Origin of the sequence: Sinomonas gamaensis, assembly GCF_005876955.1 — a bacterium.
Classification (GTDB): domain Bacteria; phylum Actinomycetota; class Actinomycetes; order Actinomycetales; family Micrococcaceae; genus Sinomonas; species Sinomonas gamaensis.
In genome coordinates, this window is record NZ_SSCL01000002.1 from 453,787 (window position 1) to 467,808 (window position 14,022).

A 14,022-nucleotide genomic window follows, 5' to 3' on the forward strand; every position below is an offset into this window, starting at 1 on the left:
AAGGCCCCCTTGCGGCCCAGTTCCCTGACGGAAGAGGATGAGCGTCATGGGGCGGTGGACTGAGGACAGGGTGATCGCCGCCGCGCCCGATCAGGCGTCCGTCGCCGCGGCACGGAAACTCGCCCGCCCGGGACCGTGGTCGGACACCGGGAGCACCGAAGTCCTGGTGTGGGGCAAGTGCCAGGGCAGCGGAAAGGCCCCGTACCAGGTGAGCATTGACGTCGTCGCCCCCGCCTACCGCTGCTCGTGCCCGAGCAGGAAATTCCCCTGCAAGCACGCGCTGGCGCTGCTCCTCCTCTGGGCTCGGGGCGAGGCAGCGGAAGCCGGCGCACAGGCTTCCGACTACGCCGCGCAATGGGCTGGCGAGCGCACGAAACGGGCCGCCGCTCAGGAACGGCGGTCCGCAGGGTCCCCGGACCCTGCGGCGCAGGCGAAGCGGCTGGAAGACCGCCTCGCGCTCATGGACTCCGGGATGTCGGATTTTGCCCTCTGGCTCATGGACCTCGCGCGGACCGGGCTCGCCGCCGCCCGCACCCAGCCCTACTCGTGGTGGGACAACACCGCCGCTCGCCTCGTGGACGCTCAGCTCCCGGGCCTTGCGGAACAGGTGCGGGAGATGGGTTCCGAGGTCCATGCGCGGGTCGATTGGGCGGATCACCTGCTGCTGCGCGCCGGCCGGTGGTGGGCGGTCACGAAGGCATGGTCGCTCCGTGACGAACTGGGCCCCGCCGAGCTGGCGGACCTGCGGGCCACCATCGGGTGGGCCATGGCGTCGGCCGAAGTCGAGGCGGCTGAGTCCCTCCCGGGCCCCTGGCTCGTGCTCGGGGCACACCGCAGCGACGACGGGCGGCTCCAGCAGCAACGCACCTGGCTGCGGGGCCCGGAGGGCGAAATCGTGGTCGTCCTCGACTTCGCTGCCCAGGGGCAGACCCTCGCCGTGCCGCAGCTCGCGGGCGCGGTCCTCGACGTCACCGTCGCCAGATATCCCGGCTCGGCCCCCCGACGGGCCCTGTTCACCGGCCCCATTCTCCCTCGGGGCGTGGAGGCAACCCTGGGTGAGGGAGGCGGCATTGCCGACGCGCTCGAGGCGGAGGCGGCCGCCGTCGCCCGCTCACCGTGGCGAGACCGCCACCCCGTGCTGCTCGGCGGCGTGCGGGTGAGCCCGGGCAATCCGGGCTGGCTTCGCGACCGTGCCGGGGAAGCCCTCCCGATCCTCGGCGGCTCGCTCACCTCGCTCCTCGCGCTCACCGGCGGCCATCCCGTGGAGATCTTCGGCGAACTCGAGGATGGTCGGGTTCGGCCGCTCTCCCTGGTGGTCGACGGCGAGGTGGTCACCGCGTGAGCTGGCTCGCCGAGCTGCGGACGACGGCGGTCGTGGGCACCGCGCGCCGCCCCGCTCCCGCTCCGCCTCCCGGGTTGGAGGTTCATCCTCCTGAGGGGCGCCCTACTGAGGACTCGCTCTTGGATCAGGCAGCGCTCGCCGACGCCATCACGCGGGCGTCGCGCAGGGCCCAGCGACGGGACGCGGATGATGTCCCCGCAGCACCGCCCGACGACCTCCCACCCGCGCCCCCTGAAGCCGCACGGCTGCTCGAGCTCCTCCTGACCCAACCGCCCGTGAGCCGCGACCTGAGTCTCCGGCTCGTGATGGACTGGCTGGACCTCGCCGCGGAAGCCGCCCGGCGTGTGCCGCACGGGCTGCTCCCGCCGCTGATCGCGCTCGCCGACACCAACCCGGCCGTGGCGGAGCATCTCCACCCCGCGATCGGGGTCAGGGGCACATGGCTTCAGGGGCTCCTCGGCGAGCCGATCCGCCGCGAGCCTTCCGCCGGCCCCGGGACCGAGTGGGGAGAGCTCCCCAGCTCCGAGGCGACTGCGCACCTTGCGCGGCTCCGGGTCGCCGATCCCGCGGCCGCGCGCAACCTGCTCGGGGAGCACTGGGACTCCCTCGGCGCCCGCGAACGGGCCACACATCTTGGAGTACTCGCAACGAATCTCGGCCCCGAGGATGAGGATCTCCTTGAGCGGGCCCTCGACGACAAGGCCAAGGGTGTCCGCGAGACCGCCGCCGGTTTGCTCGACAGGCTCCCCCACAGCGCACGGGCAGGGCGCATGGCAGCCAGGTTGCGTCCCCTGCTGCGGGTTAGAGGCATCCTGCGGAAGCAGTTCGAGATCTCGCTGCCCCCGGAGCCCGATGCCCTGGCTGTTCGCGACGGCATTGCCCCACGCCCGCGCACGGGCGAACCAGATCTTCTCCAACGGCTCGACGCGATCATCCGTGGGGCGCCTCTAGACGTGTGGAGCGAGGCCGCGGGCGGCAGCCCCGCCTCCGCTCTGGCCCTGCTCAGTACCGAGAAGCGCGTGATGGAGACGATTGTCGCTACCGCAGTGCTCCGTGCCGACCTGGACTGGGTGCGGGCGCTCCTGGACGTCCGGGCCGACCTGCGCCTTGTTCGGTGCCTTCCGGCCGGCGAGCGCGAGCTCGCCATCCGAGGATTGCTCGGCAGGGGAACGGTGCAGCCGGTCGCGCTGGTGCCAGCCCTGAGAGACCTGCCGACTCCGTGGGGAGTCCCTCTGGCACAGGACATCCTCGAGGAGTTGATGGGGAAGAACGGCTCCCCTCTCGCGATGATGCTTGCACCCTTCCTTCCCGTGGCACTCCCGGCCCAGGCCGCCGAGCGCTGCCGTCGCCTCCTTGAGCGTGCCGACGACGACGCGCGGCGCCGCGTTCTCCGAGACGTTGTCCAGTACCAGTCGTTTCGTCAATCGATCACGGAGGCCTTCTTATGACCGATGCCCCAGACGCTGCGGTCGGCATTCTCCGCGCCCACGCAGAGGACGCCTACGCCTCAGAGCTCGCCGCGCTGGCCGCGGCCGACGACCGGCCGCGACCTCCTAGCTGGCGTCTGTCGCCGTGGGCTGTGATGACGTACGTGCTCGGGGGCGCACTCCCTGACGGGACGCAGATCAGCCCGAAGTACCTCGGGTCGGCCCGCTTGGTCGAGATCGCGGTGGCGACCCTGGCCACCGACCGGGCGCTCCTGCTGCTCGGCGTGCCGGGCACGGCGAAGACGTGGCTTGGCGAGCATCTGGCCGCGGCGATCTCGGGATCCTCGACGCTCGTGGTGCAGGGCACGGCTGGCACCCCCGAGGAGGCGCTGCGCTATGGATGGAACTATGCCCGGCTACTGGCCGAGGGACCCAGCCGTTCGGCCCTCGTGGCGGGCCCGGTCATGCGCGCCATGGAATCCGGGAGTCTGGTCCGGGTCGAGGAACTCACTCGCATTCCCTCGGACGTGCAGGATTCCCTCATCACCATTTTGAGTGAGAAGACGCTGCCGATCCCGGAACTCAATGCAGAGGTGCAGGCCCGGAAGGGCTTCAACGTCATCGCCACGGCGAACAACCGCGACAAGGGCGTCAACGATCTCTCCTCCGCACTCCGCCGTCGCTTCAACACGGTGATCCTTCCACTGCCCGACAGCCTCGAGCAGGAGGTCGAGATCGTGACGACCCGCGTCCGCAGCCTCGGCGCCGCGCTGGAGCTGCCGGCGGATCTCGCGGCGCTCCACGAGATCCGCCGCGTCGTGACCGTCATGCGCGAGCTGCGCGCAGGCAGGACGGAGGATCAGCGCACGAGTCTCAAGTCGCCGTCGGCCACGCTCTCCACCGCCGAGGCGATCTCGGTGATGACGAACGGCCTCTCGCTCGCGGCCCACTTCGGCGACGGGACGGTGCGGGCCGAGGACGTGGCGGCGGGCCTCGTCGGCGCGGTGGTCAAGGACCCCGTGCAGGACCTCGTGGTCTGGCAGGAGTACCTCGAGACGGTTGTGCGGAACCGGCCGGACTGGATGGACCTGTACCGGGCGTGCCGCGACCTCGAGACCTCCGACCGGTCCAGCTGACCGCATGGCCGACGTCCATCTCCTCGGCGTTCGCCATCACGGCCCGGGTTCCGCTCGGTCGGTCGCCGAGGCGCTCACGGTGATCCGCCCGGATCTCGTCCTGATTGAGGGGCCGACCGAACTCGACGGCGTTGCCCCGCTTGCTGCGGATCCCGGGATGACGCCGCCCGTGGCCGCGCTGATCTACGCCGTCGAGCAGCCCCACCTCGCCTCGTTCTACCCGCTCGCGAGCTTCTCCCCTGAGTGGGTCGCGCTTCGATGGTCCCTCGCGACCGCGACTCCCGTGCGGATGATGGACCTGCCCGCCGCGAACAGCCTTGCGCTGCACCTCACCCCGAAGGGGCCCGTCGCCGCGGCTTCCCCGGAGGACGACGGCGGAGGCAGCCGCTCGCTGTATCGTCCAGACGCGATCGGGATGCTCGCCGACGCCGCGGGGTATTCGGATGCCGAGCGCTGGTGGGAGGACGCGGTCGAGCATCGTGACGCCGGTCCCATCGAGCGCTTCGCCGCTCTGACCGATGCCATCGCCGAGATTCGAGCCGTGGATGATCGGCCCGACGACGACCCCGACGTCGTCCAGAATGCCGTGCGGGAAGCCGCGATGCGACGGGTGATACGGGGGGCGGTCCGTGAGGGACATGGACGGGTTGCGGTGGTCTGCGGCGCCTATCACGCTCCTGCGCTCGTCCCGGCGGATTTTCCTCCGGCCTCTGCCGACAACAAGCTCTTGGCGGGCCTTCCGAAGGTGAAGGTCGCCGCGACCTGGGTGCCGTGGACCTCTTCTCGGCTGAGCCTCTCAAGCGGGTACGGGGCGGGAATTGCTTCCCCGGGCTGGTACCAGCACCTCTTCGAGCACTGGCAGAACTCCTCCGCCAGCGGGGCTGACGTTGCGACGTCGTGGCTCGTCCGGGTCGCCCATGCCCTGCGGCGCGAGAATCTCGATGCCCCGCCGGCCTCCCTCGTGGAGGCCCAACGGATGGCCAGTGCCGTGGCCGCGATTCGCGGCCGGCCCGCGCCGGGGCTGGCTGAACTCGACGACGCCGTCCAGGCAGTCCTCTGCGAGGGCTCCACGGTGCCGCTCACCGTCGTGCACCGAGAGCTCACCGTGGGGCACGAGCTCGGGCGCGTGCCCGACGCCGCCCCGACAGTTCCCCTGGCGGCTGACCTTGCTGCGGCCCAGCGCAGGCTCCGCCTGACCCCGAGCGCAGTCGAAGAAGTCCTCACCCTCGACCTCCGCAAACCGAACCAGCTGGCACGCTCGGTGCTTCTGCACCGGCTGACCCTGCTCGGCGTGCCGTGGGGACGCCCCGTCGAGACCGGGCGGACCACGGGCACGTTCAAGGAGGGCTGGGCCCTGCGATGGCAGCCGGAATTCGCCGTCGAACTCGTCGACGCAAGCCGGTATGGCACGACCGTGGACTCGGCCGCCTCCGCGTGCGTGGCAGAACGGGCGCAGTCCGCCGACAGCCTGGCCGAGCTGAGCGAACTGCTCGGCGCTTGCCTCCTGGCGGACCTCCCCGCGGGAATCAGCCACGTCGTGTCCGTGCTCGCCGAACGGGCCGCCCATCAGGAGGACGTTGCTGCGCTGCTGATGACCATCGCCCCGCTCGCCCGGACCTGCCGGTACGGGAACGTCCGCGGGGTCGACGTCGCCGAGGTCCGGCGGATTCTCGACGCCACGGCCATCCGTGCCTGCGTCGGCCTCCCCACCGCCTGCGCCGGACTCGACGACGACGCTGCCGCCGTCATGCGTCGGGCCATCGACTCGGCCCAGACTGGTCTCACGCTGCTGCCCGAGATGCCTCACGACGACTGGCATCAAGCCTTGGCGGCCGTGGCGGGCTCAGACCGGATTCACGGTTCCGTGGCAGGCCGCGCCACACGCCTCCTCCTGGACGCCGGGCTGGTGGACCGCGAGGCGCTCGCAGCGCGGCTCAGCCGCCGGCTCTCCATCGCGACGCCCGGCCCCGAGGCCGCGGCGTGGCTGGACGGCCTGCTCTCCGGCAATGCCGTCCTGCTGATGCACGATCGCCGGCTCCTGGGCCTCGTGGACGAGTGGGTCTCGGCTGTTCAGGACGAGGTCTTCGATGATGTGCTGCCGCTGCTGCGAAGGACCTTCTCCGACTTCTCGCGACCGGAGCGTCGCGAGATCGGCGAGCAGCTCAGCAGCGGCGATAGCTCCCCGAATCGACCGGCGGAAGAGCTCGATCTGACGCGAGCCGGGCCAGCCATTCGCACGATGGCCCGATACCTCGGATGGGAGGCACACCGTGACTGATCCCGACCCCGGGGCCCGCGAGAGGCTGCGAAGGTGGCGGCTCATCCTCGGGGGTGATGACGCCGACGGGGTGTCTGGCGAAACCGGAGAGCCACTTGCCCTCTCGGCCGACGACGTGCGCCGGGACCAGGCCCTCGGCGCGCTGTACGACGCCCCGGCGAAGGGGCCCGGCGGAATGGGCGCCTCAAGCCCTCGAGTTGCCCGCTGGCTCGGGGACATCCGCACCTACTTTCCGTCGACGGTCGTGCAGGTGATGCAAGGCGACGCCATGGACCGCCTCGGCCTGCGCCAACTGCTGCTCGAGCCGGAGATGCTGCGGACGGTGCAGCCCGACATCGGGCTGGTGACGACTCTGGTCGGCCTGGGTCGGGCGATCCCCCAACGCTCGCGCGAGACAGCACGGCAGGTTGTCCGGCACGTCACGCGAGAGCTCGAGGAGCGGCTCCGTTCCAAGACAGTCCAAGCAGTCACCGGAGCTTTGAACCGCGCGGCCAGGACGCGTCGCCCTCGGCATCGCGACATCGACTGGAACCGCACCATCGCAGCGAATCTCAAGCACTACCAGCCCGAGTACCGGACCGTTGTGCCCGAACGGCTCATCGGCTACACGCGGAACACGAGCCAAGTGCAGCGAGAAATCATCCTCTGCATCGACCAGTCAGGGTCAATGGCGGAGTCCGTGGTGTATTCGAGCGTGTTCGGCGCGGTGCTCAGTTCGCTGCGGTCCGTCCGCACCCGACTCGTCGTCTTCGACACCGAGGTTGTCGATCTGACGGACGAGCTGGACGATCCCGTGGACGTCCTCTTCGGCGTGCAGCTGGGTGGCGGCACGGATATCAACCGGGCCCTCGCCTACTGCCAGAGCCAGATCGCGAGACCCGCCGAGACGATCCTCGTCCTCATCAGCGATCTCTACGAGGGAGGGATCGCCGAGGAGATGCTGCGACGAGCGGCTTCGATCGTCGGGTCAGGCGCTACCTTCATCGCCCTCTTGGCATTAGGCGACAGCGGCCACCCGTCCTTCGACGCCAATCATGCAGCCGCCCTCGCCGAGATCGGAGTGCCCGCCTTCGCGTGCACGCCAGATCAGTTCCCCGAACTCATGGCCGCCGCGATCGAGCGGCGCGACATCGGCGCTTGGGCGGCGGCGCAGGGTATCGTGACGGCGGGGCCGGCCTGAGCTCCTTACAGACGGCCGGGGCCCAACAGCCCAGGTCTCAGCAACAAAAGCCGCGGGAACCATATGGTTCCCGCGGCTTCATGGTCGGGCTGACAGGATTTGAACCTGCGACCCCTTGACCCCCAGTCAAGTGCGCTACCAAGCTGCGCTACAGCCCGAAAGTGCCTGCCCGTTCTCGCTGTTCGCGCCCGTTCAAGCAACCGCTTCAGCATATACGAGGAGCCGTCCCAGCGCGAATCGACGAGCCCGCCGGCGGGCCTTCGTTCACAGGGCCTGGAGCAGGGCGCGGACGGAGTCGAGATACCGCTCCTCGATGCCTCCGCCCGCGAAAGCGACTTGCACAATGTACCCCTGGACGAGGCCGACGACGGCGGGCGCGAGCCTTCGCGCTTCGGCGGCGGCGTCGTCGTGCTCGAGCGCGCGAGCCGAGGCGAGCCACGCCGCGAGATACCCCGAGATGTGGCTTGTCACTTCGGCGATGATGGTCTGCGCCACCTCACCGAGCTGCTCGCTGTGCACCGCCTCGCCCCACACCTGCAGAGCGATGCCGGGGAAGAACTGGGTCTTCGGCAAGCCCGCCATGATCGCGGGGATGACTTCATGCGGCGGGGGCACCGGCGTCGAATCCCCCAGCACATCCAAGATGGCGAGCCGCTCCTCGAGAACGCGCCGGCCGACGTCGACCGTCAACTGCTCTTTGCCCTTGTAGTAGACGTATACAGCGCCCGCCGAGAGCCCGGCCTCGGCGACGATGTCCGCCATCGACGCCGCCGCAAATCCCTTCCGGGCGACACAGGCCAGTGCGGCGTCCTGGATTCGACGGCGCATCGCCTCGCGATGCTCTTCGCTGACCTTCGGCATGCCCTCTCCTGAGAAAAACGAATATCCGTTCTTGACAGCCTACAGCGAGCGTCGACAATAGTGAATGAGCATTCGTTTTCTTGGAGACCTCGAGAGGACTCGTCATGTCCGCTGGCACCGTCGCGCAGACCCCAGCCCATTCCGACCGCCCGGCCGCGAAGGCCACCACCTCCCAGACTCCCTGGCTTCACGCGCTACGGGCGGCGATCCTTGCCGCCGCAGCGGTCTGCGTCGTGCTCCTTGCCTTCGCATGGCCCAACGTCACGGCGAAGGTGCAGCACCTCCCGATCGCCGCCGTCGGGAACTCGGACCAGATCAGCCAGATCGCGTCGAAGGCGCCGGAGGGAGCGCTCGACCTCCGATCGGCAGCGAACCGCGACGAGGCGATCGCGCAGATTCAGCGGCGAGAGATCTATGGGGCGATCGTTTTCGGGCAGAACCCCGAGATCCTCGTGGCGAGCGCCGCCAGCCCGGTCGCGTACCAAGCGCTGAACCAGATGGGCAGCCAACTGCAGCAGCAGATCGATCAACAGGTGATCGCCCAGTTGAAGCAGACATTGCAGCAGGCCCGGGGCGCCACTCCCCCGGCCGGCGCCCCGCAGGCAGGCGCCCAGCAGGCAGGGGCCGCCACGCCGACGGTGACCGTGACCGACGTCGTGCCTCTCTCCTCCGATGACCCGCGCGGGACGGGACTCGCTATCGCCGGCCTGCCGCTCGCCATGGGCGGCATGATCGGCGGCATCCTGATCTCGCTGTTCGTCTCGGGGACGTGGCGGCGGATCGGAGCCGTCCTCGCCTACGGCGTGGTGGGCGGTCTCGGGCTGGCCGGCATCCTCCAGGGCTGGTTCCATGTGCTCCAGGGCAGCTTCTGGATCAACGCCGGCGCGATCGGGCTCGGCATCGCGGCAACAGCCGCCTTCATCGCGGGGCTGAATGCGCTGATCGGCCGGGCAGGGATCGCGGTCGGCGCCGTCATCACCATGCTCATCGGCAACCCGCTTTCGGCGCTCACGTTGCCCAAGGAGTTCCTCCCCGCGCCATGGGGCGACGTCGGGCAATGGCTCGTCCCCGGCGCCTCAGGCACACTCCTGCGGAACCTCTCCTACTTCCCCTCGGCCGACTCGCTGCTCCCCTGGCTCGTGCTCGCTGGGTGGGCCGTGGCAGGCGTGGTGCTCATCGCCGTCGGCCGCCACCGCAATGAGCCCGCGCCGGTCGAGGTGTAGCTTCTACTTCTTCCGCGACCGCTTCTCGCGGACCCGCATGCTGATCTCGATCGGCGTCCCCTCGAAACCGAAGGTCTCGCGGAGACGACGGGTGATGAAGCGGCGGTAGCCGGGGTCGAGGAAGCCGGTGGTGAAGAGGACGAACTTCGGCGGCCGGCTCTGGGCCTGCGTTCCGAAGAGGATCCTCGGCTGCTTCCCGCCGCGCACCGGGTGCGGGTGGGCCGCCACGAGTTCGCCGAGGAAGGCGTTGAGCTTGCCGGTCGGGATGCGGGTGTCCCAGCCGGCGAGAGCCTTGTCGAGCGCGGGCACGAGGCGATCGCGGTGCCACCCCGTCTTCGCGGACAGGTTCACGCGGGGCGCCCAATCGACATGGGCGAGATCCTTCTCGATCTCGCGCTCGAGCCAGCGGCGCCGCTCGTCGTCCATGAGATCCCACTTGTTGAACGCGATGACAAGCGCGCGGCCGGACTCGATCGCGAGGTTGATGATGCGCACATCCTGCTCAGCGAGCACCTCGTCCGCTCCGAGCAAGACGACGGCGACCTCCGCCTTCTCGAGCGCGGCCTGCGTCCGCAGAGATGCGTAGTACTCGGCGCCCTTGGCCATGTGCTGCCGTCGGCGGATGCCGGCCGTGTCCACGAACCGCCACACCCGGCCGCCGAGCTCGATGTACTCGTCGACCGGATCGCGCGTGGTTCCGGCAAGTTCGTTCACCACGACGCGCTCGGAGCCAGCGAGCTTGTTCAGGAGCGATGACTTCCCCACGTTCGGGCGGCCGATCAGCGCAACGCGCCTCGGACCACCGGAACGCTCGAGCCCTGCGATCGCAGAGAACTCCGGAAGGACTTCCATGGCGGCGTCCAGAAGATCAGCCACGCCGCGGCCGTGCATCGCGGAGACCGGGTACGGCTGGCCGAAGCCAAGGCCCCACAGGACCGCAGCGTCGGACTCCTGCGCGAAGTCGTCGACCTTGTTGGCCACGAGCAGCACGGGCTTCTTCGCCTTGCGCAGCATCCGCACCACAGCTTCGTCCGTGGCGGTCGCCCCGACCGTCGAGTCGACGACGAACAGCACGGCATCCGCCATGCTCACCGCGATCTCAGCCTGCTCGGCGACGGAAGCGTGGATGCCGCGGGCGTCGTGCTCCCACCCTCCGGTGTCCACGAGCGTGAACTTCCGCCCGTTCCACTCTCCGGGATAGGAGACGCGGTCGCGGGTCACGCCCGGCACGTCCTCGACGACGGCCTCGCGGCGCCCGAGGATGCGGTTCACGAGCGTGGACTTGCCCACGTTCGGACGCCCGATGATCGCGAGGACCGGGTCCATCCGAGTGGGGGTGTCGGCGTCCCACTCCTCACCCTCTTCGGCGAGAAGGCGCGCGTCCTCCTCGTCGAGCTCGTAGTCGTCGAGCCCGGCGCGGAGCGCGGCGGCGCGCCGTTCGGCCTCGTCGTCGCCCATCTCTGCGAGGTGCTCGGCGATCTGGTCGCTGCCCTCGGGCTCGTAGTCCTCAGCGGCGATATCGCCGGTGGCTTCGCTCATGGGTGGGTTCTCCTTAATGCTTGTGCGGCCCGCACTGTGCTTCAGCGGCGAGCCGGGGGTGCGGCAACCGCCGCGTGGACGACCTCGAGGACCGCGCTCACGGTCTCCTCGAAGTCCAGGTCTGAGGAGTCGATGGTGTAGACGCCGTCCGCGGCCTGGGTGAAGCTCGCGACGGTCGAATCCTTCCGGTCCCGTTCGACCACCTGCTGGTGAAGGGCTTCTGCGCTCTGGGTGCCTCCGAGCTGCAGGCCACGGCGGCGCATGCGAGCTTCCTCGGAGGCGATCAGGAGGATGCGCACCTCGGCGTCGCGAGCGACGACGGTCGTGATGTCCCGTCCCTCGACGACCATCCGGCGGCCGTGGGCGGCAATGAGCGCGCGCTGGCGACGGATCAGCTCGTCGCGCACGCCGAGGTTGGTCGCGACGGCGCTCACGGACGACGAAATCTTCGGTTCGCGGATCTCCATCGTGACGTCGTGGCCGTGCACTCGCACGCGCTCAGAGTCAGCGCTCGTGCTGAGCTCCAGTTCGAGCGCGCGAGCAGAGGCCTCCACGAGCGCGCTGTCGGTGAGATCGAGCCCGCGGTGGAGGCAGTCCCAGGTCACCGCGCGATACATGGCACCCGTGTCGAGGTAGGCCAGCCGGAGCCGGCGGGCCACCTCCTTGGACACGCTCGACTTCCCCGAGCCTGAGGGGCCGTCGATTGCGACGACGAGCGGTCGCCCAACGCGGAGCGGTTCCTGCCCCGGGAGCGGGGTGTAGCGCACGCTCGTGCCCCGCGCCGTGCTCTCGGCGTTGATTCCCGAGCTGCGCTCAGAGTCCGTCACTGCAACACCCGCCATCCCCGCTCCTCCAGTTCAGCTACCAGTTCGTCGTGCTTGCTCGGCAGCACGGAGATCTCCGCCATGCCCACATTCCGCCCCGACGAGTGGTCGAGGCGCAGATCCTCGAGGTTGACCCCGATCTCGCCGATCTCGGTGAGGAGCTTCGCGATCTGCCCCGGCCGGTCGTCGACAAGGACGGTCAGCCAAGCGAATGCCTGCGGCGGCCCGCCGTGCTTGCCCGGGATGCGAGCCTGGCCCGCATTGCCCTCGCTCATGAGCTGCGCCAGGTCGAGGCGCGCCCCGGGCGCCGTGGGGGCCTCGAGCGTGTGGATCAGCCGTTCGACGTCCTCACGCACACCGTACAGGTGCTTGACCAGCTTGTCCGCGTTCGCCCCGAGGATCTGGACCCAGAGGCCGGGATCGCTAGCAGCGATGCGGGTCGTGTCCCGCAGGCCGTTTCCGGCAAGCGAGAGCAGCCGCAGGTCGGTTCCCTGGAGCCGGCTCGCAAGGAGGGACGACATGACCTGGGGCAGGTGGCTCACCAGGGCCACCGCCTCGTCGTGCTCGTCGGCATCGAACTCCAGCACGACCGCGCCGAGATCTGCCCCGAGCGCCTTGGCGAGCCGCAGCGCATCCTCCGATGCTGCACCGTGGGCGCACACGACCCACGGCATCGAGGTGAAGAGCTCGCCGCGCGCCGCGACCGGACCCGATTTCTCGCGGCCGGCCATGGGATGCGTCCCCACATAGCGTGACAGATCCACCTCGCGTGTGCGGAGTTCGGCGAGGATCCCTGACTTCACGCTTGCGATGTCCACGACGACGGCGCGAGGCCACCTCTTGAGCGAGCGGTCGACGACGTCGGCCGTCACGTCCGGCGGCGCCGCAACAACGACGAGCTGCGGCTGCACCCCGGGGTTCGCCTCGATCTCGGACACCGGGCGGCCCGCGCCGATGTCGACGGCGACGGCCTGGTTCGTGGGCGACGGGTCCTCCAGGAACACCGGAACGCCCCGGTGCTCGAGCCCGAGACCAATGCTCGTCCCGAGCAGCCCAGTGCCGATGACGACGACGGGCCCCGCCAAGTGGGTTGCTGGCATCGGCTAGAGCCCCACGGCCGCCATGAGATGCCCGACCTCCTGCTTGCCGAGCTTCCGGACGGTGCCCTGCTTCTGGTCGCCGAGGCCGATCGGCCCGATCTTGGCCCGGACGAGCCGCTGCACCGGGAAGCCGACGGCGTCGAACATCCGGCGTACGATCCGGTTCTTGCCGGAGTGGAGGACGACCTCGACGAGGACGAAGCCGGGCGTCGAATCGACGAGCTTGAACGAGTCCACCTTCGCGAGCCCGTCCTCGAGCTCGATGCCGCGGCGCAGCTGAGCGCCGACGCCATGCGGCATCGGGCCGCGCACCTGGACCACATACGTCTTGGGCACCTCATAGGAAGGGTGCGTCAGGCGGTTGGCCAGCTCGCCGTCGTTCGTCAGGAGCAGCAGACCCTCGGTGTTGGTGTCCAGCCGGCCAACGTGGAAAAGCCGCTCGGGCGTGCCCGGGCGGAGGTAGTCCGAGATGCAGGGCCGCCCCTCGGGATCGTCCATCGTGGAGACCACCCCGCGCGGCTTGTTGAAGGCCATGTAGACGAGGCTCTCGTTCGTCTGGACCCGCACGCCGTCCACGTGGATGACGTCGGTCTCCGGGTTGACGCGCGAACCGAGCTCGGTGACGATCTGCCCGTTGACTTCGACACGACCCTGCTCGATGAGCTCTTCGCACACCCGACGCGACGCAACGCCCGCGTTCGCCATAACCTTCTGGAGGCGAACGCCGTCCTCCTTCATCTGCTCGCGAGTGCGCGGCTTGTGGGGCGGCAGCGGCGTGGGTGTGCGCCTGGCGCTGTCGCGCACGGGCCCCAGATTGCGGCCGAAGCGCTCGTTAGCGAAGGGAGCGCCCGATCCCTTCGCCTGCGGCCGCTCGCCGCGCTTGCGCTGCGCTGCCTTGGGCGCGCCCTTCGCGCCCCCGCGGGCGGAGTTTCCTCGCGCTCCTGCGTTGTTCTTCTGGGTGCCGCGCGGCCCCTTGTTGCTTGGTGAACCCTGGCGTCCCGCCTGTGTCATGACCCGGCCTCAAGTATGTGGTTGGAGATTCTCTCGGCCCGCTTTCCGCGGGCAGGGGCCCGAATGGCCCCCATCAACGATACCGGATAGTCCGATCCCGC

The 14,022-nt window shown here is 69.7% G+C and carries 11 protein-coding genes and 1 tRNA gene; 6 read left to right on the forward strand and 6 right to left on the reverse strand.

Annotated elements, in window-relative coordinates; genetic code table 11:
- Positions 1 to 46: 46 nt before the first annotated feature.
- Genes E5679_RS04590 through E5679_RS04610 form a run of 5 tightly spaced genes read left to right on the forward strand, consistent with a single transcriptional unit; the run spans position 47 to position 7,363 of the window.
- The gene (locus tag E5679_RS04590; protein WP_138413886.1) at positions 47 to 1,342 is read left to right on the forward strand and encodes an SWIM zinc finger family protein; all 1,296 of its coding nucleotides are present in this window, start codon (positions 47 to 49) and stop codon (positions 1,340 to 1,342) included.
- Positions 1,339 to 2,790 (forward strand): DUF5691 domain-containing protein, encoded by a 1,452-nt coding sequence (locus E5679_RS04595; protein ID WP_138413887.1) that lies wholly within the window; start codon positions 1,339 to 1,341, stop codon positions 2,788 to 2,790. Before E5679_RS04590 ends, E5679_RS04595 begins: the two co-directional genes overlap by 4 nt.
- On the forward strand, positions 2,787 to 3,905 hold the full coding sequence (locus tag E5679_RS04600) for an ATP-binding protein (protein WP_138413888.1): 1,119 nt from the start codon (positions 2,787 to 2,789) through the stop codon (positions 3,903 to 3,905). The genes E5679_RS04595 and E5679_RS04600 overlap by 4 nt, the downstream gene beginning before the upstream one ends.
- 4 nt (positions 3,906 to 3,909) lie before the next feature.
- Entirely contained in the window at positions 3,910 to 6,183 is a 2,274-nt protein-coding gene (locus E5679_RS04605) for a DUF5682 family protein (RefSeq protein ID WP_138413889.1), read from the forward strand.
- A complete protein-coding gene (locus E5679_RS04610) occupies positions 6,176 to 7,363 on the forward strand; it encodes a VWA domain-containing protein (RefSeq protein WP_138413890.1) in 1,188 nt (395 codons plus the stop codon). Before E5679_RS04605 ends, E5679_RS04610 begins: the two co-directional genes overlap by 8 nt.
- An 81-nt stretch (positions 7,364 to 7,444) precedes the next feature.
- Here the strand turns inward: E5679_RS04610 and E5679_RS04615 are convergent.
- A tRNA-Pro gene (locus E5679_RS04615) sits at positions 7,445 to 7,521 on the reverse strand.
- A 106-nt stretch (positions 7,522 to 7,627) separates the two neighbouring features.
- A complete protein-coding gene (locus E5679_RS04620; protein WP_138413891.1) occupies positions 7,628 to 8,224 on the reverse strand; it encodes a TetR/AcrR family transcriptional regulator in 597 nt (198 codons plus the stop codon).
- Between the two features lie 104 nt (positions 8,225 to 8,328).
- Between E5679_RS04620 and E5679_RS04625 the strand changes: the two genes are divergently transcribed.
- Entirely contained in the window at positions 8,329 to 9,447 is a 1,119-nt protein-coding gene (locus E5679_RS04625) for an ABC transporter permease (protein ID WP_138413892.1), read from the forward strand.
- Positions 9,448 to 9,450: 3 nt separating this feature from the next.
- On the opposite strand, the gene der is transcribed toward E5679_RS04625, so the two are convergent.
- The 4 genes from der to E5679_RS04645 are packed head-to-tail and all read right to left on the reverse strand — an operon-like array spanning position 9,451 to position 13,921.
- Positions 9,451 to 10,986: a ribosome biogenesis GTPase Der gene (der, locus tag E5679_RS04630; RefSeq protein WP_138413893.1), complete on the reverse strand. Its 1,536-nt coding sequence runs from the start codon at positions 10,984 to 10,986 to the stop codon at positions 9,451 to 9,453.
- Positions 10,987 to 11,027: 41 nt separating this feature from the next.
- Positions 11,028 to 11,828 carry a (d)CMP kinase gene (gene cmk / locus E5679_RS04635; protein WP_138413894.1) on the reverse strand — a complete coding sequence of 267 codons (801 nt, stop codon included), beginning with the start codon at positions 11,826 to 11,828 and terminating at the stop codon, positions 11,028 to 11,030.
- Complete coding sequence (locus E5679_RS04640; RefSeq protein ID WP_138413895.1) at positions 11,810 to 12,910, reverse strand: prephenate dehydrogenase; 1,101 nt, start codon at positions 12,908 to 12,910, stop codon at positions 11,810 to 11,812. Before E5679_RS04640 ends, cmk begins: the two co-directional genes overlap by 19 nt.
- A gap of 3 nt (positions 12,911 to 12,913) precedes the next feature.
- The gene (locus E5679_RS04645) at positions 12,914 to 13,921 is read right to left on the reverse strand and encodes a pseudouridine synthase (RefSeq protein WP_138413896.1); all 1,008 of its coding nucleotides are present in this window, start codon (positions 13,919 to 13,921) and stop codon (positions 12,914 to 12,916) included.
- Positions 13,922 to 14,022 lie beyond the last annotated feature (101 nt).

Excerpts from the sequence above, each read along its gene's own strand:
- E5679_RS04590 (WP_138413886.1), top strand. The coding sequence starts at position 47 with ATGGGGCGGTGGACTGAGGACAGGGTGATCGCCGCCGCGCCCGATCAG.
- E5679_RS04600 (WP_138413888.1), top strand. The coding sequence starts at position 2,787 with ATGACCGATGCCCCAGACGCTGCGGTCGGCATTCTCCGCGCCCACGCA.
- E5679_RS04605 (WP_138413889.1), top strand. The coding sequence starts at position 3,910 with ATGGCCGACGTCCATCTCCTCGGCGTTCGCCATCACGGCCCGGGTTCC.
- E5679_RS04620 (WP_138413891.1), bottom strand. The coding sequence starts at position 8,224 with ATGCCGAAGGTCAGCGAAGAGCATCGCGAGGCGATGCGCCGTCGAATC.
- E5679_RS04625 (WP_138413892.1), top strand. The coding sequence starts at position 8,329 with ATGTCCGCTGGCACCGTCGCGCAGACCCCAGCCCATTCCGACCGCCCG.
- der (WP_138413893.1), bottom strand. The coding sequence starts at position 10,986 with ATGAGCGAAGCCACCGGCGATATCGCCGCTGAGGACTACGAGCCCGAG.
- cmk (WP_138413894.1), bottom strand. The coding sequence starts at position 11,828 with ATGGCGGGTGTTGCAGTGACGGACTCTGAGCGCAGCTCGGGAATCAAC.
- E5679_RS04640 (WP_138413895.1), bottom strand. The coding sequence starts at position 12,910 with ATGCCAGCAACCCACTTGGCGGGGCCCGTCGTCGTCATCGGCACTGGG.
- E5679_RS04645 (WP_138413896.1), bottom strand. The coding sequence starts at position 13,921 with ATGACACAGGCGGGACGCCAGGGTTCACCAAGCAACAAGGGGCCGCGC.